Genomic DNA, 22,132 nt, shown 5'->3' with positions numbered 1-22,132 from the left:
CATGGTGCAGGTGTACGTCTCCAGCGTGATCGACGCCAGCGCCGACAGCGTGTGGTCGCGCATCCGCGATTTCAACGGCCTGCCGCAGTGGCATCCGCTGATCGCGGACAGCCGGATCGAGAACAACCAGCCGGGCGATCGTGTCGGCTGCATCCGCCACTTCCACCAGCGCGACGGCGGCATGATCCGCGAGAAGCTCTTGGCGCTGTCGGACTACGAATACAGCTGCACCTACGAGATGCTCGAAAGCCCGATGGGCGTGACGAACTACACCGCCACGCTCAAGCTCACGCCGGTGACCGACGGCGCACGCTGCTTCGCCGAATGGAGCGCGGAGTTCGACTGCGAGGAGGGCCGCGAGCGCGAGCTGACGGAGGCGATCGGCGGCGGCGTGTTCCAGGGCGGCTTCGACGCACTGAAACGCCACTTCGGAAAAGGCTGATGGACCCCCACGCTCATCACTTCGTGTATTCGCTGCCCCCCGAGGGGGCGCAGGCCGCCCTTGGGGCGGCCCGGCGGAGGGATGACCCCCACGCTCATCACTTCGTGTACTCGCTGCCCCCCGAGGGGGCGCAGTCCGCCCTTGGGGCGGCCCGGCGGGCGGCCTGATGCTCCAGCGCGTCGTCCGCTCGACCGTCATCGACGCGCCGATCGAGCGTGTCTGGGCCGTGCTGCGCGACTTCAACAGCCATGAGGCGTGGCACGAGGTGGTCGAGGCCAGCCGCATCGAAGGCAACGAGCGCAGCGACCAGGTCGGCTGCGTGCGCAGCTTCACGCTGCGCGACGGCAACCGCATCCGCGAGCAGCTGCTGACGCTGTCGGACGTGGAGCACAAAAGCACCTACTGCATCGTCGAGGCGACGGTGCCGCTGCAGCGCTATGTGGCCACCGTCACCCTCAAGCCGGTGACCGACGGCAACCGCACCTTCTGGCACTGGGAGTCGACCTTCGCGACGCCGCCGGGCATGGAGCGCGAGCTGCGCGACATGGTGGCGCAGGGTGTGTACGAAGCAGGATTCGAGAACCTGTGCCGGCACTTGCAGCAAGGCGGCGACCTGCGGGCGACCGGCCGGGCCGCCGCGATGCCGCAAGCCGTGGCCATGCGCGCACGCCGCGTCGCCATCGAACGCTACGGCGGGCCCGAAGAGCTGCGCCCGCAAGAGGCCGAAGTCCCGGCACCGCGCGAGGGCGAGGTGCGCATCCGCCAGCGCGCCATCGGCGTCAACTTCATCGACGTGTACCTGCGGCGCGGCTGGATGCCGTCCATGCTTCCCTTGCCCGGCGTGCCGGGCATGGAGGCGGCCGGCACCGTGCTCGATGTCGGGCCGCAGGTCAGCGGGCTGCTTCCCGGAGACCGCGTGACCTATCTCGGACCGCAGCCGGGCGCCTACTGCGACCTGCGCTGCGTGCCGGCCGATTGGGTGCTGCGACTGCCGGCTTCGGTCGAGGACGATGTCGCCGCCGCGCTGCTGCTCAAGGGCATCACCGCCGACTACCTGCTGCGCGACCTCGGACGCGTGCAGCGCGGCACGCGGCTGCTGGTGCATGCGGCGGCCGGCGGCGTGGGTCTGCTGGTCTGCTCCTGGGCGCGCCGTCTCGGCGCGGTCGTGCTGGGCACCGTGTCGAGCGAAGAGAAGGCGCGCGTCGCGCGCGCACACGGCTGCGAGCACGTGATCGTGACGCGCGACTACCGTTTCGCCGATGCCGTGCAGCGCGCCTGCGGTGGTGCCGACGTGGTGATCGATGGCCTGGGCGGCGCAGCCCGCGACGAGAATCTGGCCGCGCTCGCGCGCCGCGGCCACTGGATCAGCCTCGGCCAGGCCAGCGGACCGCTGGCGCCGCTGCCGGCCGACGCGCTCGTCGCCAAGTCGCTGAGTTTCTCGCGGCCCGTGGTATTCGACTACGTGGCGACCAACGAGCAGCTCGCGGAACGCGCGCAGCGGGTCTGGAACGCGCTCGCGGACGGCTCCATCAATGCGCCGCCGATCGAGCGCTGTTCGCTGAACGCCGCGGCGGAGGCGCACGCGCGGCTCGAATCGCGCGCCACCATCGGCGCACTGGTGCTGGTGCCATGAACAAGGAGCAAGCGAAATGATCGTCGGGATGAACCACTTCACCGTCACGGCCGAGGACGAGAAGAAGACGCTGGACTTCTACACGGGCCTGCTCGGGCTCACCGTCGGCCATCGCCCGGACCTCGGCTTTCCGGGCGCGTGGCTCTACGGCGAGGGGCCGCAGGCGGTGCTGCACCTCTACTTCGGGCGGCCGGTACCGGCGCAGCGCACGGGCGTCATCGACCACATGGCTTTCAGCGCGCGCGACCTGCGCGCCGTCAAGGCCCGCTTCGACCAGAGCGGCACGAAGTACGAGCTGCGGCAGCAGACGGGTGCCGGCACCTGGCAGCTGTTCTGCCACGACCCCAACGGGGCGAAGGTCGAGCTGGACTTCGACGCCTCCGAGAAGCCGTAGCAGCCCGGCGTTCAACCCTGGCTCTTCTGCTTCTTGTGCAGTGCCGGGTCTTCGCCCTTGGCGTGCGACTTGCCCGCTTGTTCGGCCTTCTTCATCTCGTCGGCCTCCGCCTCCGTCTTGGGGCGTGCCTTGCTCGCCGCTTCGTCCACCTTGCCCGCTTTCACGAACTCGGTCGTGGCCTCATCGTAGCGGCGCGCTGCCGTGTAGTTGCCTTCGCCCTGCATCTCGGGGTCCTTGGCCTTGCCGCTGCCTTTCGGATCGCTCATGGCGCTCTCCTTTGCGATGGTCGGAGATAGCACCATAGAGCCGCACGGAAGGCGGGCGAGCGGCCGACGGCGCCGAGCGGGATCGGACAAGACGCAGCGGCGCGTAGGAGCGCTCCGACTTGGCTTGACGGATCGACCTATCGGTAGAACGCCTCGACCTTGCCCTTCAGCTTGATGAGCAGCGGTTTGCCCTTGCGATCCAGCGTCTTGCCCGCGGGCACCTTGATCCAGCCTTCGCTGATGCAGTACTCCTCTACGTCGAGCCGCTCCTTGCCGTTGAACCGGATGCCGATGTCGCGCTTGAAGACGGCAGCGACGTGATGGGGGCTGCGCGGGTCAATAGACAGATGATCGGGAAGAGGAGGGATGGGGGTGGCTTCGGTCATGGATGAGGGATCGGCGGGAATGATCTGCATTGTGCCGTCCCGAGTCATTGGCTCATCGGCGCGAGACCCCATTGGCCACGGGGCCGGACCGCCATGGCAAATGCAGAGGAGTAAGCTGGCGCCAAAGGGGACGAGACATGCTGGCGGCCGAATGCGCGTGGATCATCTTGCGTGCCGAGCACACTCGCATTCGCGAGTTGCTGGCGCTGGTCGACGGCATGCTGAAATCGGGAGCCTGGGCGCGCCCGGGGCCGCAGGCAGCGTCGCTGGTCGAGCTCATCGAACGCCTCCAGGCCTTCGACGAAGCGACGCATCGCCCGAAGGGCGTCGTCCTGCTCGACATACTGCGCGGCAGGGCGGCAGAAGCGGACCAGCTCCTCGACGAGCTCGAGCTGGAACGCACGCACTGCGACAGGCTGCTCACACAGGCGAAGGTCATGTTGAGGCTTGCCGAATCGGGGGCAGCGCTCGACACCGAGACCCTTGAAGCCCTGCTGGAAGAGCACCACCGGTTGATGCACGCGCAGATGGAGCGAGAAGAAACCCTGCTCCATTCGCAAACGGCGCTGCTGCTGACGGGCGACGAGTGGGCCGCCGTGGTGTCGTCGATGTCCGCGGCGATGGAGACCCTCAAGGAGCGCGACCGCGGGCGCCCATTCTCCTGAGGCTCGCGCCGCCGCTACTGCGGCTGCAGGCCGATTTCCTTCGCCACCTTCTGCCAGCGCTCGGCCTCCGCACGCATGAAGGCGCGCAGCTCGCCGCTGCTGGACGCCTTCAGCTCCACGGCCAGCGCGGACAAGCGCTCCTTGACGACCGGCTGGGCGAGTGCCGCAGCGGCCTCCCGGCGCAGGAGTTCGGTCACATCGAGCGGCGTGGTGGCCGGCGCCACCATGGCCCACCACTGGTCGATCTCGACCCCCTGGATGCCGGCCTCCGCCAGCGTGGGCACGCCCTTCAGCGGCGGCAGGTCCACGCGCTGCGGGCTGGCCACCGCCAGCGCGCGGAGCTTGCCGGCGCCCAGCAGGCTGGAGCCGCTGGCCAGCGTGGCGAAATGGCCCGCCACCATGCCCGCCGCCACGTCGTTGAGCGCGGGAGCCGAACCCCGGTACGGCACCATGTTGAACCTGATCCGGCTGCGGGTGGCCAAGAGCTCCGCGGCCAGATGGCTGACGGTGCCGGCGCCGCTGTGCGCGATGGCGGGCGGCGAGGCAGCGGCCGCAGCGGCCTTCATGAAGCTCCTGAAATCCTTGCCGTCGGCGCCGGTTCCGCCGAAGAAGACCAGCGGCGAGGTGCCGATCATCGTCATCGGCGTGAAGTCGCGCAGCAGGTCGTAGGGCAGGCGGGTCATCACCGCCGGTGCGATGGCGTGCGGGAGTTCCACGATGACGATCGTGTAGCCGTCCGGCGCGGCCCGGGCGGCGGCCTCGGTGCCGATCTGGCCGGCCGCGCCGGGCCGGTTGTCCACGACGACCGAGATGCCCATCGCGCTGCTCATGCCCTGCGCCATGGCGCGCGCAATGGCGTCGGTGCTGCCGCCGGGGGCCCAGGGCACGATCAGCTTGATCGGCTTGTCGGGGAACGCGGCCCAGGCCTTCGGCCCGGCGGCCATCAGCGCGGCGGCGCTCAGGAAGGTACGGCGATGCATCGGCGACATGGGGAACTCCTTGAAACCAGGATCAGCTCGGATCGCGCGAGTCATCGGCGGTGAGCATCGCCAGCACGTGCTCGTCCGCGGCGATCACACCGCGCTCGCGCAGTTGCGAAAGCGCAGCCAGGCCACCGGCCGCGCAGAGCTCCGCACCGAGGCCGGCCTGCGCCAGCAGGCGCCGGGCCGCGCGGGCGTCATCGTCGCCCACGACCACGGCGCCGCCGCCGGTGGCGGTGACCGCCTGCCATTGAAGATAGGTGACGGTTGTGCCGGCGGTGGAGAACTGCGCGGTGCGGCCGGGATAGTCGGCATCCAGCGCGCCGCCTTCGAGCACCCGCGAGAGCCGCGCGAAGGGCTCGACCGCCCAGATGCGCGGCAGCTTCGCGATGCGGCCGGCGGCGAGCAGATCGCGAAAGCCGGCAAAGAGGCCCCACGCCAGGTCGCCGCGTGCGGTGGGCACCAGCACATGGTCGGGCAGGCCGCCCTGCTCAACGCATTCGTCGGCGATCGGCTTGTAGCCTTCGATGGCCAGCGGCGCGCTGCCGAGCGCCGGCAAGCTGTAGTTGGTGAGCGCGAAGTAGCCCTCGCGCGATGCGCGCTCGCGCACGAAGGCCCAGCGGCCGGCGTTGTCGGCGAAGGCGAAGCGCCTGGCGCCCGCGGCGTCGAGCGCGCGCGCGTAGGCGACTGGCATGTCTTCGTAGCTCGCGACCTCGCAGGCCAGGCCCGCGGCCTGCGCGTAGTGCGCGGCCGACACCGCGGCGTTGCCCGAGGAGGCGAGCACCAGCGTGTGGGCGCCGAAGTCCAGCGCCTGCGTCACGCCCACGGCGCTCATCCGGTCCTTGTGCGAGCCGGTCGGATTGCAGGACTCGTCCTTGAGGCCGAGGCGCGCGACGCCGAAGCGGCGTGCCAGATCGGGCATCGCATACAGCGGCGTGCCGCCCTCGCCCAGGGTGAAGCTTTGCGTGTACGGCATGAGAGGTGCCGACGCGTCGGCCTGATAGCTCGCGCACAAGCCCACATGCACGCCCTCTGCGCGACAAGCCGGGCAGCCCTCGTGCGCGAGGCGGATGGGGTACTCGGCGTTGCAGCGCAGGCATTGCAGGCTGCGCAGGCGCGGGTTCCTGATCGGCCGGATCGGCCGGACCAGGGCACAAAGCAGGGAGCTCATCACACTGGGTCTCTTTCTCGTTCGTGCATCGATGCCCCAATGCTAGGCGCAGATAAATAAAATAAAGTCGATCTATCTACTCACTCGATAACACAACTTATCAATGCGATTTACCGAGATCGAGACCTTCCGGGCCCTGATGCGCAGCAGCACCACGCGCAAGGCGGCGGCGCAGCTGCATGTGACGCAGCCGGCCGTCAGCCAATCGCTCAAGCGGCTCGAGGCGCAGGCGGGCATGGTGCTGTTCCAGCGCACCGGCGGGCGGCTGGTGCCGACGCCCGAGGCGCGCGCGCTCTGGACCGAGGTGGAGCGCGTGTTCATCGGCATGGACGCCATCGAGCACCGGCTGCGCAGCCTGCGCGACTTCGGGGTCAACCAGCTGGAGCTCAGCTGCTATCCAGCCTTCGGGCTCGGCTTCATGCCGCGCGCATTGGCGCGGCTGAAGGCGCAGCGCGGCGACGGCGCCTGGCCGCAGGTGTCGCTGCAGGTGCTGAGCTCGAAGGATGTGCGCGACCGCGTGGCCATGGGCATCTCGGATTTCGGGCTCATGGCCGACGAACTGTCGCTGGAAGGCATCGAGCATTCGACCTTCGCGCGCATGCCCGGCGTGATCGTGATGCGAGAGGGGCACGCGCTGGCGCGCTTCAAGACCGTCAAGCCCCAGCAGTTGGCGGAGCTTCCGTTCCTGGCTCTGAACCCCGAAGACCCGGCGCATCGCCGGCTCGAAGCGGCCATGGCGCCGCTGGGCATCGCGCTGCGCGTGGCCGCGCAGACGCCCTATGCGGCCAGCGTCTGCGAGATGGCGCTGCGCGGGCTGGGCGTCGGCCTGGTCAATCCGATCACCGCGCTCGACTACGCCGAGCGTGGGCTGGTCGTGCGCAAGCTGTCGATCGACGTGTCCTTCGCCTGCCTGCTGGCCCTGCCGGCGGGCAAGGTGCTGTCGGCCACGGCCAGGGAGTTCCTGTCCGTCATGCGCCAGCAACTGGAGGAGGACAGTCGGCGGCTGCAGCGCCATTTGCGTTGAACCGCCGCGTGAACCACACTCGCGGAAGCATCGACATGGTTGCCGACCTCGCCCACTCCTGGTTGACTCGCAGCGCGCCCGTGGCCGCCGCGCAGGCCGCCGGCCGCCCGCTCGTGGCGCTGGAGTCGACCATCATCGCGCACGGCATGCCTTACCCCGAGAACGTTCGCACCGCGCGCGAGGTGGAGGCCCTGATCCGCAGCCTGGGCGCCGAGCCCGCGACCATCGCGCTGATCGGCGGGCGAATCCGCATCGGCCTCTCGGACGAGGAGCTCGAGCTGCTGGCCCGCTCGGGCGGCCAGGCGCACAAGGTCAGCCGACGCGACCTGCCGGCCGTGCTGGCCGGCGGCGGACTCGGCGCCACCACCGTGGCCGGCACGATGATCTGCGCCGCGCTGGCCGGTATCGAGGTCTTCGTCACCGGCGGCATCGGCGGCGTGCACCGCGGCGCGCCGGAGAGCTTCGACATCTCGGCCGACCTGCAGGAACTGGCGAAAACCTCGGTCGCCGTGGTGTGCGCCGGCGCCAAGTCGATCCTGGACATCGGGCTCACGCTGGAATACCTGGAAACGCACGGCGTGCCGGTGCTCAGCTGCGAGCAGGACAACCTCGCCGCCTTCTACACGCGCGACAGCGGCTTTCGCGCCGACTTCAGGCTGGACGAGGCCGCGGCGCAGGCACGCTTCATTCGCACCAAGTGGGACCTGGGCCTGGCGGGAGGCGTGGTGCTGAGCACGCCGGTGCCGGAGGCGGCGGCGATGCCGCGCGAGGAGATCGACGCGCTGACCCGGCAGGCGCTCGCCGAGGCCAAGGCGCAGGGCATCGCCGGCAAGGCCGTGACGCCCTTTCTGCTGGCGCGCATCAAGGCGCTGACGGGCGGACGCAGCCTGGCGACCAACATCGCGCTCGTCAAGCACAACGCCGAGGTGGGGGCAAGGCTGGCGCTGGCGTTGGCCCATGCGGGACGGGGCGCGGAGGCACAATGAACGCCTTATGCGCCAACTCCTCTTTCTCGCCATCCTGAGCACGCTCGCCCCTCTCGCCAGCGCGGCGGTGATCCGCTGCGCAGACGCGGCCGGCAACGTGAGCTATACCGACGGCGCGTGCCCGCCGGGCGCCAGCCCGGTGGGACGCGTGTCGGAACCCCCGCCTCCGGTGCGAGGCGCCGCCGAACGGCCGCGCGAGGAGCGCGGCCCGGCGGCAGCGGCCCCGATGCCGGCTCAGGCGCCGGCCGGCCCGGCCATCATCGACTCCCGCGGCGCCAGCGGCAACGAGCGGCCCGGCGATGCGCGCTCGAGCGATCGCAACAGCGAGCCAGTGGCGATCGACGATGGATACCCCTACCCCGGCGCCTATCGCGAGCCCATGCCGCGTCGCAACCTGCAGCCGCGCATCCGCAACTGCGATGCGGCGGGCTGCCAGGACACGCAGGGCAACCACTACGACCGCTCCGGCCGGCTGGACCGCTACCAGACCCCGGACGGAAAGACCTGCCGGCCGGTGGGCACCACCACCATTTGCCGCTGAGCCGGCGACGCCTCAGGGCGACACGTAGTCCGACACCACCTTCCACTTGCCGTCGACGATCTGCGACAGGCGCGACTGGTCGTTGCCCAGGCGCTTGGTGGCGGTGTAGCTGCTCCTGGGGCCGCCGAACATGTCGGGCTCGAAGGTCATGCTGTCCATCGCCTTGATGAAGCTGTCGGTCGTGAGGTTGGGCCCGGCCTTCTGCGCCGCCTTGATGAACTGGTCGATGATGGTGTAGCCGTAGACCGAGAACACGGTCGGGTCCTCGTTGAACTTGGTCTTGTACTTGTTGGCCCAGAACCGGATCGGCTGCGACTGCTCGTCGGTGTAGGGGTTCTGCGCGGTCATGGTGGCGTAGAGGCCGTCCATCGCCTTGCCGCCGAGCTTGTGGATCAGGTCGGTGTAGGCCGCGCTCGAGCCCAGGAAGGTCGGGTTGAAGCCGGTCTTGCGCGCCTCTCCGATGGTGCCGATGGTCTCCCGGATGATGGTGCCCATCACCACGAGATCGCAGTTGGCTGCCTTCATCTTCGCGACCTGCGAGGAGAAGTCGGTCGCCCCGCGCTTGAACGAAGTCTTCTCGGCCAGCTCCATGCCGGCGGTCTTGAGGCCCGCCTCGGCGCCGCGCTGCACTTCGAGCCCGAACTCGTCGTCCTGGTAGATGGTGCAGACCTTCTTGGCGCCCTTTTCCTTGATCATCTTGGGCAGCGCGAGGCGAATCTGGTCGTAGTAGGTGGCGGCGAAGGAGTACTTCAGCCTGTGGAAGGGCTCGTACATTTCGCGCGCCGCCGTGATCGGCATGAAGTTGATCACGTTCTTGTCGAACTGCACCGGCATCGCCGCCATGTTCTGCGCGGTGCCGATGTGGCCGGCCATGATGAAGATCTTGTCCTGGTTGACCAGCTTCTGCGCCGCCAGCACCGCCTTCTTGGGGTCGTAGGCCGAGTCCTCGACGAAGAGCCTGAGCTTGCGGCCATGCACGCTGCCCTGCTCGTTGAGCTCGTCCACGCGCAGCTGCATGCCGTTGCGCGACTGCTTTCCGAAGCCCGCGATCGGGCCCGAAAGATCCTGGATGGTGCCGATGCGGATCTCGTCCTTGGTGACGCCCTGCTGCGCGAACGCTGCCGAGCCGGTCAGCGCGACCGCCGCAAATGTCAATCGAATGGCTGATTTCATCGACCTACTCCTTGGTTGTGAACAGAGCCTTTCGGGAAACACCGCGGAACCGGCTTTGCCGGGCCGCTGGTGTTGCCCCCGGAAGGGGGTTGGCGAGAGCGACACGAAGTGCGCGAAGCCTGGGGGAGAGCTCATTTCAGTACATCCGATCGATGCGCTCGGCGTACTTGACCTGCACCAGCTTGCGCTTGAGCTTCATCGTCGGCGTGAGCTCTTCGTCCTCGGCGCTGAGCTGCGTCTCCAGCAGGAAGAACTTCTTGATCTGCTCGACCCGCGCGAACTTGGCGTTGACGCGGTCGATCTCGCCCTGGATCAGGTCCTGCACCTCCTGTGCACGCGTGAGGCTTTCGTAGTTGCTGAAAGGCACATCGTGGTCCTGCGCGAATTTCTCGACGTTCTCCTGGTCGATCATGACGATCACCGTCAGGTAAGGCCTGGCATCGCCGATCACCACGGCATCGGTGATGTACGGGCTGAACTTGAGTTCGTTCTCCAGCTCGCTCGGCGTGATGTTCTTGCCGCCTGCCGTGATGATGATGTCCTTCATGCGGTCGGTAATGCGGAAATACCCGTCCTCGTCGACGGTGCCGACGTCGCCGGTGTGCAGCCAGCCGTCGGCGTCGATGGTCTCCGCCGTCTTCTCGGGCAGGTTGAGGTAGCCCATGAAGACGTTGGTGCCGCGCACCAGGATCTCACCGGTGGCCGGATCGAGGCGCACCTCGTTGTAGCCCGCGGCAGGCCCGATGGAACCCGGCTTGATGCGCGCGGCCGGCACGCCGGTGGAAGCGCCGCAGGACTCGGTCATGCCCCAGACCTCGAGCATCGGCACGCCCAGCGCGAGATACCACTTGACCAGCTCGGGCGAGATCGGCGCCGCGCCGGTGACCAGGAAACGCGCGCGGTGGATGCCGATCAGCTTGCGCGCGTTGTCCAGCGCGAGCCAGCGCGCGAGGCGGAACTTGAAGCGCAGCAGGCCGCCCACCGGCTGCCCCGCGAGCACGCGCTCGGCGATGGCGCCGCCGACGCCGATGCTCCAGCGGTAGGCCGCCTGCTGCAGGCTGCTCGCTTCCTTCAGCGCGATCATCACGCCCGAATAGAACTTCTCCCACACGCGCGGCACGGCGGTGAACACGGTGGGCGCGATCTCGCGCACGTTCTCGGGCACGGTCTCGGGGTTCTCGACGAAGTTGAGGACAGCGCCGGTGTACATCGCGAAGTACTCGCCGCCCATGCGCTCGGCGATGTGGCACAGCGGCAGGAAGCACATGCGCTCGTCGCGCTCGTCCTGCGCGACCAGCATGTTGTAGCCCCGCATGGTGTGGACCAGCCCGCGGTGGCTGTGCATCGCGCCCTTGGGCTTGCCCGTGGTGCCCGAGGTGTAGACCAGGATCGCCAGGTCTTGGGGGCGGCAGGCGGCGATGCGCTGCTCGAGTTCCTGCGGGTGACCCTGGAGGTAGTCGCGGCCCAGCGCGCGCAGTGCGTCGAGGCTCATCACGTCCGGGTGATGAAGATCGCGCAGGCCTTCCATGTCGAACACGATGACCCTGCGCAGGAGCGGCAGCCCGGCGCGCACTTCGAGCGCCTTGTCGAGCTGCTCGTCGTCCTCGACGAAGAGCACGGTGGTGCGCGAATCCTCGCACAGGTAGTGCACCTGCGAGGCCGCGTCGGTGGGGTAGATGCCGTTGGCGACGCCGCCGCAGCTGAGCACGGCGATGTCGCAGAGCACCCATTCGACGACGGTGTTGGCCAGGATCGACGCGCACTCACCGGGCGCGAAGCCGAGCGCCATCAGCCCGCCGGCGATCTCGCGCACCGCCTCGGCGGTCTGGCGCCAGCTCCAGCTGCGCCAGATGCCGAATTCCTTCTGCCGCATCCAGACCTGATCGCCGCGCGCGCGCTCGGCGTTCCAGAAAATCGCGGGAACGGTGTCGCCCTGCACCACGATCTCGTGCCGCGGCTGGATGTGAGAGAGGTCCCAGAGTCCTTGCTGCTGCTGCCGATGCTGCTTGGCCATGGCCTTACCTCCAGGTCTTCTTCTTTTTCCAGCGCCGCTCGCCGCGCACGCCTTCGTCCTTGAGGCCGAGATAGAACTCCTTGATGTCCTCCTTCTCGCGCAGGCGTTCGCAGGTGTCCTCCATCACGATGCGGCCGTTCTCGAGCACGTAGCCGTAGTCAGCTGCGTTGAGCGCCATGTTGGCGTTCTGTTCCACCAGCAGGATGGTGGTGCCGCGCTCGCGGTTGATGCGCACCACGATCTCGAAGATCTCGCGCGTGAGCTTGGGCGAGAGCCCCAGGCTGGGCTCGTCGAGGAGGATGAGCTTGGGCGCCGCCATGATGGCGCGCGAGATCGCGAGCATCTGCTGCTGGCCGCCCGAGAGCAGACCGGCCTCCTGCGTGGCGCGCTCGCGCAGGATCGGGAAATAGCCGTAGACGGTCTCGATGTCGCGCGCCACGCCGTCGCGGTCGGTGCGGGTGTAGGCGCCCATCAGCAGGTTGTCCTTGACCGACAGCAGCGGAAACACCTCGCGGCCTTCGGGGACGTGCGAGAGGCCTTGCTGGACGATGTGGGCCGGGTCCTTGGCGGTGATGTTCCGGCCCTGGAATTCGATGCTGCCCTTGCGCGGGTCGATGATGCCGGAGATGGTTTTCAGGATGGTGGTCTTGCCGGCGCCGTTGGAGCCGAGGACGGTGGCTATTTCGCCTTGGCGCACTCTCAGGCTGACACCTCGGATGGCCTTGATGGGGCCGTAGGCACTCTCGACGTTGAGGAGCTGGAGAACGGTGTCGGTCATGGCGTCTTGCTCCCTCTCTTGCTCCCTCCCCCTCTGGGGGAGGGTTGGGGTGGGGGCTCTTGGGCCTTTGAATCGTTACTGTTCTTTGGTGAGTCCGGAGCCGGGTCTCGCCCCGGCGGGCGACTCACTTTCTTTTGCTTCGCCAAAAGAAAGTAAGCAAAGAAAAGGCGACCCCACTGCGCGTGTCCCTCCGCTGCGCTCCGGGCAACCTGCGGTGCTCGCGTCACCGGCCCGCCGCAGAACTCGCTGCGTTCACTTCGCTCACTGCACTCAAACAGCTGCGGCAAGTCAGACCACGAAGCACGCCTGTCCTTCGGCAGGCGTGCGGCCGGCGCCACTGCGCTCCTCGGCACGCGCAGAGGGGATCGAACTCCAACGCGCCATGGCGCGTATTTGTGGGGTGGAAGGGTGAGCGATGGCACTGGGCCTGCGCGCAAGCGCCGGCTCAAAGGCCAGGGAACCAGTCCAGGCCCGCGCAGCGTGGCCGTTGGCGGCCGAGCGAAGCGATGGCTCGACCCACTCCCCTCTGGCTGCGCCGAGGAGCGCAGGGGCGTCGGCCGCACGCCTGCCGAAGGACAGGCGTGCTTCGTGATCTGACTTGCCGCAGCTGTCTGAGCGCAGTGAACGAAGTGAACGCAGCGAGTTCTGCGGCAGGCCGGCGACCCGAGCACCGCAGGTTGCCCCCGAAGGGGGTCGCAGACAGTGGGGTCGCCTTTTCTTTGGTTACTTTCTTTTGGCGACGCAAAAGAAAGTGACTCGCCCGCCGGGGCGAGACCCGGCTCCAGCCTCAGCAAGGAACAGCAACGATTCAAAGGCCCAGTGCCCCCACCCCACCCCTCCCCCGGAGGGGGAGGGAGCAATACCGAAGTCATGCAGCGCGCCTCCTCAACCCGCTCAGGTCATCCACCGTCCCCAGATACGCCTCCACCACCCGCGCATCCGACTGCACCTCGCGCGGCGTCCCAGAAGCCAGCGCCTCGCCCATGTTCATCGCCAGCACGCGGTCCGACACCTTCGACACCAGCGACATGTCGTGCTCCACCATCAGCACCGAGATGCCGAGCTCCTGCTGGATGTCCTGGATCCAGAAGGCCATGTCGGCGGTCTCCTCGACGTTGAGCCCGGACGACGGCTCGTCGAGCAGTAGCAGCTTGGGCTCGGTGCACAGCGCACGCGCCAGCTCGACCACCTTGCGCACGCCGTAAGGCAGCCCCGCCACCATCGAATCGCGGTGATGCTGCAAGTCCAGCAGGTCGATCACGCGCTCGGCCCTTTCGCGCGCCTCGACCTCGGCGCGGCGCGTGGCGGGCGTGAAGAAAACTTCGCTCCAGAAGCCGGTCTGGCGGTGCGTGTGGCGGCCGATCAGAAGGTTGTGCAGCACGGTCGCGTGCTCGAACAGCTCGATGTTCTGGAAGGTGCGCGCGATGCCGAGCGCGGCGATGGCATGCGGCGCCTGCTGCGTGAGCGAAAGCGGCGCGCCCTCGCCGTGCCAGACGATCTCGCCCGCGGTCGGCGTGTAGATGCGGCTGATCAGATTGAAGACCGTGGTCTTGCCGGCGCCGTTGGGCCCGATCAGCGTGAACACCTCGCCGCGCCGCACGTCGAAGCTGACCTTGTTCACGGCCAGCACGCCGCCGAAGCGCACGCTCAGGTCCCGGGCTGCAAGCAGGACATCCGAGCTCATCTCAGGCGATCCGACTTGGTGAAGGACTTCTGCCGCCGGAACAGCCCGCGGCGATAGAACGGAAAGAGCTGCAGATAGGTGCGGATCTTGAGCCAGCGCCCGTAGAGCCCCAGCGGCTCGAACAGCACGAAGCCGATCAGCACCAGCCCGTAGACCAGCCCCTGCAAGCCGGGCGCCTGGCCGATCACCGGCGGCAGCCAGTCCTTGCCGAGCGCGATCAGCTGCGGCATCGCGATCAGGAAGATCGCGCCGAGGAAGGCGCCGTGCACCGAACCCAGCCCGCCGATCACCACCATCAGCAGCAGGTCGATCGACTGCAGGATGTTGAACTGGTCGGGCGAGATGAAGCTGAGCTTGTGCGCGTAGAGCGCGCCGCCGAGCCCGGCCAGCGCAGCCGAGATCGCGAAGGACATGGTCTTGTAGCGCGCGAGATGGATGCCCATGCTCTGCGCCGAGATCTCCGAATCGCGGATCGCGACGAAGGCGCGGCCGGTCGGCGAGCGCAGCAGGTTCAGGATGGCCAGCGTGCAGATCACGGCGACCACCAGGCACACCATGTAGAAGCCTTCGCTCGAGCTGATGTCCAGCCCGAAGAGCTTGGGCGACTTCACATGCAGCCCCGAATTGCCGCCGGTGACGCTCTCCCAGCGCGCGAACACTTCCTCGACGATGAAGCCGAAGGCCAGGGTCGCGATGCCGAGGTAGATGCCCTTGACGCGCAAGGCCGGCAGCGCCACCACCACGCCGACCGCGGCCGAGAGCGCAGCGGCCGCCGCCATCGCGATCGGGAAGGGCACCCCCATGTTCGCGAGCACGGCCTGCGTGTAGGCGCCGGTACCGAGAAAGGCCGCATGACCGATCGAGAACTGCCCGGTGAAGCCGGCCAGGAGCATCAGGCCGAGGCCGACGATGCCGTAGATCAGCACGAAGGTCAGCTGCGCGAGCCAGTACTCCGGCAGCATCCACGGCGCAGCGATCAGCGCCGCGCCGAGGAGGCTGTACCAGAACATGTGGCCGCCGTGCTTCGCAAGTGCGATGTCCTGCGCGTAAGTGGTCTTGAAGATGAAACGCATGGCTTGCTTGATTCCTTCAAGCTCGCGCGGTCTCGGCAAGCGCAGCGAGGCCCGTCCGGGGAACACCGCGGAACCGGCTTCGCCGGGCCGCTGGTGTAGCCCCCTCGAGGGGGGAGGCGGCTACACGAAGTGAGCAAGCAACGGGGGTGGTCATACCTTTTTGCGCAGCTTCTCGCCGAACAGCCCATTCGGCTTCACCATCAACATCACAAGCACCACGATGTAGGGCGCCGTGTCCTTGAAGCCATCGGGCAGATAGAAGCCGGCGAAGGATTCGACGATGCCGATCACCAGCCCGCCGACGATGGCGCCCGGCAGGCTGCCGAAGCCGCCCACCACCGCTGCCGGAAAGGCCTTGAGCCCGATGAAGCCCATGTTGGCGTGCACGAAGGTGATGGGCGCGAGCAGCATGCCGGCAATCGCCGCCACCGCAGCCGCCAGCCCCCACACCAGCCCGTTGAGCCGCTTGACCGGAATGCCCATGTAGTAGGCCGCCAGCTGGTTCTGCGACGCGGCCTGCATCGCGATGCCGAGCTTGCTGTAGCGGAACATCGCGTAGAGCAGGCCGCACAGCACCGCGGTGGAGAGGATGATCGCCATCTGCTCGACATTGACCACCAGCTCGCCCAGCTTCCAGATCTGGTCCTTGTAGGGCACCGGCAGCGTGTGCGTCTCGGTGCCGATGGCGGGAATCATGGTGATCAGCCCGCGTGCCACGTAGCCGATGCCGATGGTCAGCATCACGATCGAGAACTGCGGCTGCCCGAGGATCGGCCGGATCACGACCAGCTCGAGCAGCACGCCGAAGGCCGCCATCGCCACCAGGGCCAGCAGCGCTGCGAGCCAGAAAGGCAGCCCGAACAAGGCCATGCCGGCGAAGGCACCGAAGGCGCCCAGCATCATGAGATCGCCCTGGGCGAAGCTCACGGTTTCGGTGGCCTTGTAGATCAGCACGAACCCCAGCGCGATCAGGCCGTAGATGCAGCCTTGCGCGATGCCTGAAAGCAGGAGCTGGAGGACTTGCAATCAGGCCTCTTTCATTGAAAGACGGCGAGCCGCCGCGAGCCGGCGAGGATGTCGCTGGGCCGCAGGCCGTAGACCTGTCGGATCGAGTGGCTGAAATGGGTCGAGTCGGGATAACCGGTGTCGAGCGCGATGTCGGTCAGCGTGGCGGATTGCCGCACATGGCGCAGCAGGCTGCGCGCCCGCTTCCAGGCGCGGAAGGCGCGGAACGGGACGCCGATCTCCTGCTTGAACAGATGCAGGAAGCGCGAGAACGAGAGCCGCACCGAGGCCGCGCATTCCTCGGCCGAGACCGGCAGCGCCGGGTCGTCGACGATGCGCTCCACCACCTGGCGGATGCGTGCGTCGATCGGGCGCGCGACGAGCGGCCGGCCGAAGAACAGCGTGTCGAAGTCGAGATCGCCGAAGCGCTCGCGGCCGGCGGCGGCAAGCAGTCGCGCATGGGCGGCGCGGACGTGCCGGACGAAGTCCGGCGCCTCGACGGCGCCGCAGCGCTGCAGGAAGTCCGGCAGCTGCGCCGGATCGACCGACTCCGATTCGATCAGCAGGTTGAGGATCAGCGGCTCTTCGCTCTCGACCCGGTGCGGCACCTGCGGCGGCACCACCAGCAGCTCGCCGCTTTGCCAGGCGCCGCCGCCGATGCGGATGCGGTTCGGCCTTCCGGCCGGCGACACGTAGACGCCATGGCCACCCAGGCTGCGCTCGGCCGCCGCACCCAGCAGGCCGGCATAGAAGACGCGCTCGCGCGTGAGCCACATGAGGCGTTCGCCCCTGCTGTTGCCGCTGCGGTCAGTGTCCGTCCTGGTACCCAAGATGAAAGCCTCCTGCGCTCGCGTCGCGCTCGCAGGATCGTAGCGGCGCCCGGAGCGACGCGGCGATACGGGGTGCGGGGACTTTCCCTAGGAGCCCGGCATCAGCGCCCGGCGCAGCTCGCCGGCGCACATCGCCACCGCCGCGTTCGCCTCGTCGATCAGCCGGCCCATGGTGATGAAGCCATGGATCTGGCGCTCGAAGCAGACGTAGACCGCGCGGTTGCCGGCCGCGGTCAGCGCGCGCGCATAGTCCAGCCCTTCGTCGCGCAGCGGGTCGTAGCCTGCGGTGAGCACCAGCGCCGGCGGCAGACGCGACAGGTCGGGGTGCAGGAGCGGCGAGGCGCGCCAGTCGAGGTCGTGCTTCGGATCGGTGATGTAGTGGTCGTGGAAGTACTTGATGGTGTCGCTGGTGAGCACATAGCCCTGCCCGTTGCTCGTATGCGAAGGGTGCACGCAGCGCATGTCGGTCGCCGGATAGATCAGCAGTTGGAAGGCGATGGGCAGATCGCCGGCATCGCGCGCCGCGATCGCCGCCACCGCCGCGAGGTTGCCGCCGGCGCTGTCGCCGCCGACCGCGAGGCGGCCGGCATCGAGGCCGAGCGCGCCCGCTTCCTTGCGCACCCAGCGCGTGGCGGCGAGCACGTCGTCGACCGCGGCCGGGAACCGGTGTTCCGGACCCATGCGGTAGTCGACCGCCACCACCGCGCAGCCCGAGAGGTTGGCGAGTTCGCGGCACAGCGTGTCGTGGGTGTCGAGGTCGCCGATGGTCCAGCCGCCGCCGTGGTAGTAGACCAGCACCGGCAGCACGTCGGCGCGGGCCGTGCCCAGCGGGCGGTAGAGCCGCAGCGGGATCGCGCCATGCGGGCCCGGCGCGCTGAGCTCGCGCACTTCGGCCACTTCGCCGGGCGAAGGCTGTGTGACGCTGCGCCGCTCGCGGTAGAAGGCGCGCGCGTCCACCGGAGACAGCGTATGGGTGGGCGGCACGCCGCGCTGCAGCAGGAGATCGATGAAGGCTTGGGCTTGGGGGTGCAGCATGACGGGCTCCTCGATCGACCGGAACTCAGGCCTGGCGCGGCCTGACGCGCGAGGCGGCTTCCTTCGCGTTGCGGCGCGCGGTCTCGACGTCGGCCGCATGCGCCAGCGCCACGCCCATGCGCCGCTTGACGAAACTCTCGGGCTTGCCGAATAGGCGCACCTCGCTGCCCGGTACTTGCAGGGCGTGGGCAACGCCGTCGAAGGCGATGCCGGTCGCGTCCACGCTGCCGTAGATCACGGCGCTGGCGCCCGGGCTCTTGAGCGCGGTATCCACCGGCAGGCCGAGGATGGCGCGCGCATGCAGCTCGAACTCGTTCTGCCATTGGGTGGCCATGGTCACCATGCCGGTGTCGTGCGGGCGCGGGCTGACTTCGCTGAACCAGACCTCCTCGCCCTTGACGAACAGCTCGACGCCGAAAAGCCCCTGCCCGCCGAGATCGGCCGTCACCGCCTGCGCGATCTGCTGCGCCTTTTGCAGCGCGGCCGGTGCCATCGGATGCGGCTGCCAGCTCTCGACATAGTCGCCGCTCACCTGCACATGGCCGATCGGCTCGCAGAACTGCGTCTGCACCGCACCCGCGGCATCGAGCGCGCGCACGGTCAGCAGCGTGATCTCGTAGTCGAAGTCGATGAAGCCCTCGACGATCACGCGGCCGTGGCTCACCCGGCCGCCCGCCATCGCGTAGTCCCAGGCCTTCTGCATGTCGGCCGGGCCGTCGATCCTGCTCTGGCCCTTGCCCGAGCTGCTCATCACCGGCTTGACGATGCAGGGGTAGCCGATTGCCTTTCCGCTCGCGCCGTCGATCGCGGCCTGCAGCTCGGCCAGCGAATCGCAGAACTTGTAAGGGCTGGTCGGCACGCCCAGCGTTTCGGCGGCCAGGCGGCGGATGCCCTCGCGGTCCATCGTGAGGCGCGCGGCGCGCGCGGTCGGGATCACGCGCACCACGCCCGCGTCTTCCAGCTGCTGCAGCATGGGCGTGGCGATGGCCTCGATCTCGGGCACCACGAGCTGCGGCTTCTCGGCCTCGATCAGCGCCTTCAGCTGATCGGGGTCGCTCATCGCGATGGTGCGCGCGTGGTGCGCCACCTGCTGGCCGGGCGCGTTCTCGTAGCGGTCGACCGCGATGGTCTCCACGCCCAGGCGCTGCAGCGCGATCAGGACCTCCTTGCCGAGTTCGCCGGAGCCGAGCAGCATCACGCGGGTTGCGGAGGGAGAGAGAGGGGTTCCGAGAGTCGTCATAGCGACGACTTTAAATCAGGGGCTGAACCACAATGGCCAATTTTCCAAGGAGTTTTCAAATGGCGATTCAGACGGTCGGGATCATCGGCGCGGGCACGATGGGCAACGGCATCGCGCAGGCCTGCGCGGTCGCGGGCGTGAAGGTGGTGATGGTCGACGTCGCGCAGGCCGCGGTCGACAAAGGCATGGCCACCGTGGCCGGCAGCCTCGACCGCCTGATCAAGAAAGACAAGCTCACTGCCGCCCAGAAGGATGCGGCGCTGGCGCTGATCAAGGGCTCGACGAACTACGAGGACCTGAAGGCTGCGGAGCTCGTGATCGAGGCCGCGACCGAGAACCACGCGCTCAAGCTCAAGATCCTGAAGCAGGTCGACGCCCTGCTCGCGCCGGAGGCGATCATCGCGTCCAACACCTCGTCGATCTCGATCACCCAGCTGGCGGCCGCCACCTCGCGGCCCGACCGCTTCATTGGCATGCACTTCTTCAACCCGGTGCCTATGATGGCGCTGGTCGAGATCATCCGCGGCTATCTCACCAGCGACGCGACGCACGATGCGGTGAAGGCGTTGGCCGTGGCGCTGGGCAAGTCGCCGATCACGGTGAAGAATGCGCCCGGTTTCGTGGTCAACCGCATCCTGGTGCCGATGATCAACGAGGCCTTCTTCGTGCTGGCCGAAGGGCTCGCGACCGCGGAGGACATCGACGCCGGCATGAAGCTCGGCTGCAACCAGCCCATCGGCCCGCTGGCGCTGGCCGACATGATCGGGCTCGATGTCTGCCTGGCGGTGATGGAGGTCTACCTCGAGCAGTTCGGCGACTCGAAGTACCGGCCGTGCCCGCTCCTGAAGGAGATGGTCGCGGCCGGGCAGCTGGGCCGCAAGACCGGCCGCGGCGTCTACACCTACTGAGGCCGCCATGACCGCCATCCCCACCACGCCCCCGCCCGAAGGCTGCATCGACACCCAGGTGCTCGGCCATGTGCTCCTGATCGGCATCAACCGCCCTGCCAAGCGCAACGGCTGGACGCCGCGCATGTTCCGCGAACTGGCCGAGGCCTACACGCGGCTCGACGACGACCCCGCCCTGCGCGTGGGCGTGCTGCATGCGTTCGGCGATCACTTCACGGCCGGGCTCGACCTGCCCGCCGTGGCCGAGTACATGAAGCGCGGCGAGAAGGCGACCCCCGAAGGACTGGTCGAGCCGCACGACTACGGACTGCCCGGCTACCGGCGGCGCGAGAAGCCGATGGTGGTCGCGGTCAAGGGCATCTGCTTCACCGTCGGCATCGAGCTGATGCTGGCTGCCGACATCGTGGTAGCGGCCGACAACTGCCGCTTCTCTCAGATGGAAGTGCAGCGCGGCATCATGGCCACCGGCGGCGCCACGCTGCGCATGGCCGAGCGCGCCGGCCTCGGCAACGCGATGCTGCACCTGCTCACGGCCGACGAGTTCGACAGCGCCGAGGCCTTCCGCCTGCACTTCGTGCAGAAGGTGGTGCCGGCCGGGCAGGAGCTGGATGAAGCGCTGCGCATCGCTCAGCGCATCGCGGCCCAGGCGCCGCTGGCGGTGGTCGCGACCCGCCTCAACGTGATGAAGGCCATCGAGCAGGGGCCGCTGGCGGCAGTGGCGGATTTCATCCCGGTGCAGCAGCGCCTCGCCAACAGCGAGGACGCGGCCGAGGGCGTGCGCGCCTTCGTCGAACGGCGGCCGGCGCGTTTCAGCGGGCGGTGAAGGCCGGCGGCGCGATGCGCCGCCTTTCGAAACACGCACTTACCATTTAAATTGCACACAATTTAATTGCCAGCTACAATCCAGCCCATGCCTGCCACGCCATCCGCCGACGACATGCTGCGGCTCGACAACCAGCTCTGCTTTGCGGTGTACTCCGCATCGCTGGCGATGACCAAGCTGTACAAGCCGCTGCTCGACAAGCTGAAGCTCACCTATCCCCAGTATCTTGTGATGCTGGTGTTATGGGAGCGTGACGGTCTCATGGTCTCGGAGCTCGGTGAGCGGCTCTCGCTCGACTCGGGCACGCTGACGCCGCTCCTGAAGCGCCTCGAAGCCAACGGCCTGGTGGCGCGCATCCGCGACGTGGCCGACGAGCGGCGCGTGCACGTCAGTCTTTCGGCTGCGGGCCGCCGTCTCAAGGCGCGCGCGGCGAGCGTTCCGGCCTGCCTGATGGCGGCCTCCCAGTGCTCGGTCGAAGAGCTGGTGGCGCTCACGCAGCAGATCCAGCGACTGAGGGATCGCGTCAAGGCCGCAGCCTAGTTTTCTCCCCTCGCTTCGGCCCGCCGAAGCATTTTTCTCCCCCAACCAACCTGAAGGAATCACCATGGCCACCAAGCTCGACAAAGTCCTGTACACCGCCCAGTCCCACACCACCGGCGGCCGCGACGGCGGCGCCGGCAAGTCCAGCGACGACGCGCTCGACGTCAAGCTGAACCCGCCCGGCTCCGGCAAGCCCGGCACCAACCCCGAACAGCTGTTCGCGGTCGGCTACTCGGCCTGCTTCATCGGCGCGATGAAGGCCGTGGCGCCCAAGATCAACGTCAAGGTGCCGGAAGACGTGGCGGTGGACGCCAGCGTGTCGCTCGGCCCGATCAACGAGGGCAAGGCCTACGGCATCGCGGTCAAGCTCGCGATCACGCTGCCGGGCCTCGACGACGCGCAGAAGAAGCTGCTGGTCGACACCGCCCACCAGGTCTGCCCGTACTCGAACGCCACGCGCGGCAACATCGAGGTCGAGCTCTCGATCGCCTGATCGCCAAAGCCGGCGCAAGCCCGGCGCCGCGTCACATGGGTGACGCGG

Annotated in this window: 24 protein-coding genes; 11 read left to right on the top strand and 13 right to left on the bottom strand. The window is 68.3% G+C overall.

The genetic code is table 11. The features are described from left to right. Position 1 precedes the first annotated feature (1 nt). The 3 genes from EJI01_RS10120 to EJI01_RS10110 all read left to right on the top strand — a co-directional run bounded on the left by EJI01_RS10120 (position 2) and on the right by EJI01_RS10110 (position 2,469). On the top strand, positions 2 to 442 hold the full coding sequence (locus tag EJI01_RS10120; protein ID WP_126836988.1) for an SRPBCC family protein: 441 nt from the start codon (positions 2 to 4) through the stop codon (positions 440 to 442). Between the two features lie 166 nt (positions 443 to 608). Further along, positions 609 to 2,075, top strand: a complete 1,467-nt coding sequence (locus tag EJI01_RS10115; protein ID WP_126836987.1) for an SRPBCC family protein — start codon at positions 609 to 611, stop codon at positions 2,073 to 2,075. 16 nt (positions 2,076 to 2,091) lie between these two features. After that, a complete protein-coding gene (locus EJI01_RS10110; protein ID WP_126836986.1) occupies positions 2,092 to 2,469 on the top strand; it encodes a VOC family protein in 378 nt (125 codons plus the stop codon). A gap of 11 nt (positions 2,470 to 2,480) precedes the next feature. Here the strand turns inward: EJI01_RS10110 and EJI01_RS10105 are convergent, their stop codons facing one another. Together EJI01_RS10105 and EJI01_RS10100 are read right to left on the bottom strand one after the other, a co-directional pair. Continuing rightward, a complete protein-coding gene (locus EJI01_RS10105) occupies positions 2,481 to 2,735 on the bottom strand; it encodes a hypothetical protein (RefSeq protein WP_126836985.1) in 255 nt (84 codons plus the stop codon). A gap of 137 nt (positions 2,736 to 2,872) precedes the next feature. After that, complete coding sequence (locus EJI01_RS10100; RefSeq protein WP_126837286.1) at positions 2,873 to 3,121, bottom strand: DUF3297 family protein; 249 nt, start codon at positions 3,119 to 3,121, stop codon at positions 2,873 to 2,875. A gap of 137 nt (positions 3,122 to 3,258) precedes the next feature. Here EJI01_RS10100 and EJI01_RS10095 point away from each other — a divergent pair, with 137 nt between their 5' ends. Further along, positions 3,259 to 3,786: a hemerythrin domain-containing protein gene (locus EJI01_RS10095; protein ID WP_126836984.1), complete on the top strand. Its 528-nt coding sequence runs from the start codon at positions 3,259 to 3,261 to the stop codon at positions 3,784 to 3,786. A 14-nt stretch (positions 3,787 to 3,800) separates the two neighbouring features. Here EJI01_RS10095 and EJI01_RS10090 read toward each other — a convergent pair whose 3' ends face one another. Both EJI01_RS10090 and EJI01_RS10085 read right to left on the bottom strand, forming a co-directional pair. Beyond that, positions 3,801 to 4,775 (bottom strand): Bug family tripartite tricarboxylate transporter substrate binding protein, encoded by a 975-nt coding sequence (locus tag EJI01_RS10090; RefSeq protein ID WP_126836983.1) that lies wholly within the window; start codon positions 4,773 to 4,775, stop codon positions 3,801 to 3,803. A gap of 22 nt (positions 4,776 to 4,797) precedes the next feature. Then, entirely contained in the window at positions 4,798 to 5,937 is a 1,140-nt protein-coding gene (locus EJI01_RS10085) for a pyridoxal-phosphate dependent enzyme (protein ID WP_126836982.1), read from the bottom strand. Between the two features lie 103 nt (positions 5,938 to 6,040). Between EJI01_RS10085 and EJI01_RS10080 the strand changes: the two genes are divergently transcribed. Genes EJI01_RS10080 through EJI01_RS10070 form a run of 3 tightly spaced genes read left to right on the top strand, consistent with a single transcriptional unit; the run spans position 6,041 to position 8,488 of the window. Further along, positions 6,041 to 6,961: a LysR substrate-binding domain-containing protein gene (locus tag EJI01_RS10080; RefSeq protein ID WP_126836981.1), complete on the top strand. Its 921-nt coding sequence runs from the start codon at positions 6,041 to 6,043 to the stop codon at positions 6,959 to 6,961. Positions 6,962 to 6,996: 35 nt separating this feature from the next. Continuing rightward, positions 6,997 to 7,947, top strand: a complete 951-nt coding sequence (locus EJI01_RS10075; protein WP_126837285.1) for a pseudouridine-5'-phosphate glycosidase — start codon at positions 6,997 to 6,999, stop codon at positions 7,945 to 7,947. A 7-nt stretch (positions 7,948 to 7,954) separates the two neighbouring features. Further along, positions 7,955 to 8,488 (top strand): DUF4124 domain-containing protein, encoded by a 534-nt coding sequence (locus EJI01_RS10070; protein ID WP_185878887.1) that lies wholly within the window; start codon positions 7,955 to 7,957, stop codon positions 8,486 to 8,488. Positions 8,489 to 8,500: 12 nt separating this feature from the next. On the opposite strand, the gene EJI01_RS10065 is transcribed toward EJI01_RS10070, so the two are convergent. The 9 genes from EJI01_RS10065 to purT all read right to left on the bottom strand — a co-directional run bounded on the left by EJI01_RS10065 (position 8,501) and on the right by purT (position 19,320). Continuing rightward, positions 8,501 to 9,661, bottom strand: a complete 1,161-nt coding sequence (locus EJI01_RS10065) for an ABC transporter substrate-binding protein (RefSeq protein WP_126836979.1) — start codon at positions 9,659 to 9,661, stop codon at positions 8,501 to 8,503. 136 nt (positions 9,662 to 9,797) lie between these two features. Continuing rightward, positions 9,798 to 11,675 carry an AMP-dependent synthetase/ligase gene (locus tag EJI01_RS10060; protein WP_126836978.1) on the bottom strand — a complete coding sequence of 626 codons (1,878 nt, stop codon included), beginning with the start codon at positions 11,673 to 11,675 and terminating at the stop codon, positions 9,798 to 9,800. A gap of 4 nt (positions 11,676 to 11,679) precedes the next feature. After that, positions 11,680 to 12,453, bottom strand: a complete 774-nt coding sequence (locus EJI01_RS10055; protein WP_126836977.1) for an ABC transporter ATP-binding protein — start codon at positions 12,451 to 12,453, stop codon at positions 11,680 to 11,682. An 868-nt stretch (positions 12,454 to 13,321) separates the two neighbouring features. Then, on the bottom strand, positions 13,322 to 14,137 hold the full coding sequence (locus tag EJI01_RS10050) for an ABC transporter ATP-binding protein (RefSeq protein WP_126836976.1): 816 nt from the start codon (positions 14,135 to 14,137) through the stop codon (positions 13,322 to 13,324). Then, entirely contained in the window at positions 14,134 to 15,210 is a 1,077-nt protein-coding gene (locus tag EJI01_RS10045; protein ID WP_126836975.1) for a branched-chain amino acid ABC transporter permease, read from the bottom strand. Before EJI01_RS10045 ends, EJI01_RS10050 begins: the two co-directional genes overlap by 4 nt. Before the next feature lie 150 nt (positions 15,211 to 15,360). Further along, positions 15,361 to 16,236: a branched-chain amino acid ABC transporter permease gene (locus EJI01_RS10040; protein WP_126836974.1), complete on the bottom strand. Its 876-nt coding sequence runs from the start codon at positions 16,234 to 16,236 to the stop codon at positions 15,361 to 15,363. An 11-nt stretch (positions 16,237 to 16,247) separates the two neighbouring features. Next, entirely contained in the window at positions 16,248 to 16,991 is a 744-nt protein-coding gene (locus tag EJI01_RS10035; RefSeq protein WP_126837284.1) for a helix-turn-helix transcriptional regulator, read from the bottom strand. A gap of 141 nt (positions 16,992 to 17,132) precedes the next feature. Beyond that, positions 17,133 to 18,080, bottom strand: a complete 948-nt coding sequence (locus tag EJI01_RS10030; RefSeq protein ID WP_126836973.1) for an alpha/beta hydrolase — start codon at positions 18,078 to 18,080, stop codon at positions 17,133 to 17,135. A 25-nt stretch (positions 18,081 to 18,105) separates the two neighbouring features. Further along, positions 18,106 to 19,320: a formate-dependent phosphoribosylglycinamide formyltransferase gene (gene purT / locus EJI01_RS10025; protein WP_126836972.1), complete on the bottom strand. Its 1,215-nt coding sequence runs from the start codon at positions 19,318 to 19,320 to the stop codon at positions 18,106 to 18,108. Between the two features lie 59 nt (positions 19,321 to 19,379). Between purT and EJI01_RS10020 the strand changes: the two genes are divergently transcribed. From EJI01_RS10020 to EJI01_RS10005, 4 genes are all read left to right on the top strand, one after another. Then, positions 19,380 to 20,228 carry a 3-hydroxybutyryl-CoA dehydrogenase gene (locus EJI01_RS10020; RefSeq protein WP_126836971.1) on the top strand — a complete coding sequence of 283 codons (849 nt, stop codon included), beginning with the start codon at positions 19,380 to 19,382 and terminating at the stop codon, positions 20,226 to 20,228. Positions 20,229 to 20,235: 7 nt separating this feature from the next. Then, on the top strand, positions 20,236 to 21,051 hold the full coding sequence (locus EJI01_RS10015) for a crotonase/enoyl-CoA hydratase family protein (RefSeq protein WP_126836970.1): 816 nt from the start codon (positions 20,236 to 20,238) through the stop codon (positions 21,049 to 21,051). A gap of 87 nt (positions 21,052 to 21,138) precedes the next feature. Beyond that, positions 21,139 to 21,591, top strand: coding sequence for a MarR family winged helix-turn-helix transcriptional regulator (locus EJI01_RS10010; RefSeq protein ID WP_126836969.1), 453 nt, complete (start codon positions 21,139 to 21,141; stop codon positions 21,589 to 21,591). 64 nt (positions 21,592 to 21,655) lie between these two features. Then, on the top strand, positions 21,656 to 22,084 hold the full coding sequence (locus EJI01_RS10005; protein WP_126836968.1) for an organic hydroperoxide resistance protein: 429 nt from the start codon (positions 21,656 to 21,658) through the stop codon (positions 22,082 to 22,084). Positions 22,085 to 22,132 lie beyond the last annotated feature (48 nt).

Source organism: Variovorax sp. MHTC-1 (assembly GCF_003984645.1).
In the GTDB taxonomy this organism is placed as follows: domain Bacteria; phylum Pseudomonadota; class Gammaproteobacteria; order Burkholderiales; family Burkholderiaceae_C; genus Variovorax.
Note: the sequence above shows the minus strand (reverse complement) of the source record. Positions and strands in the feature narration are given on the sequence as shown.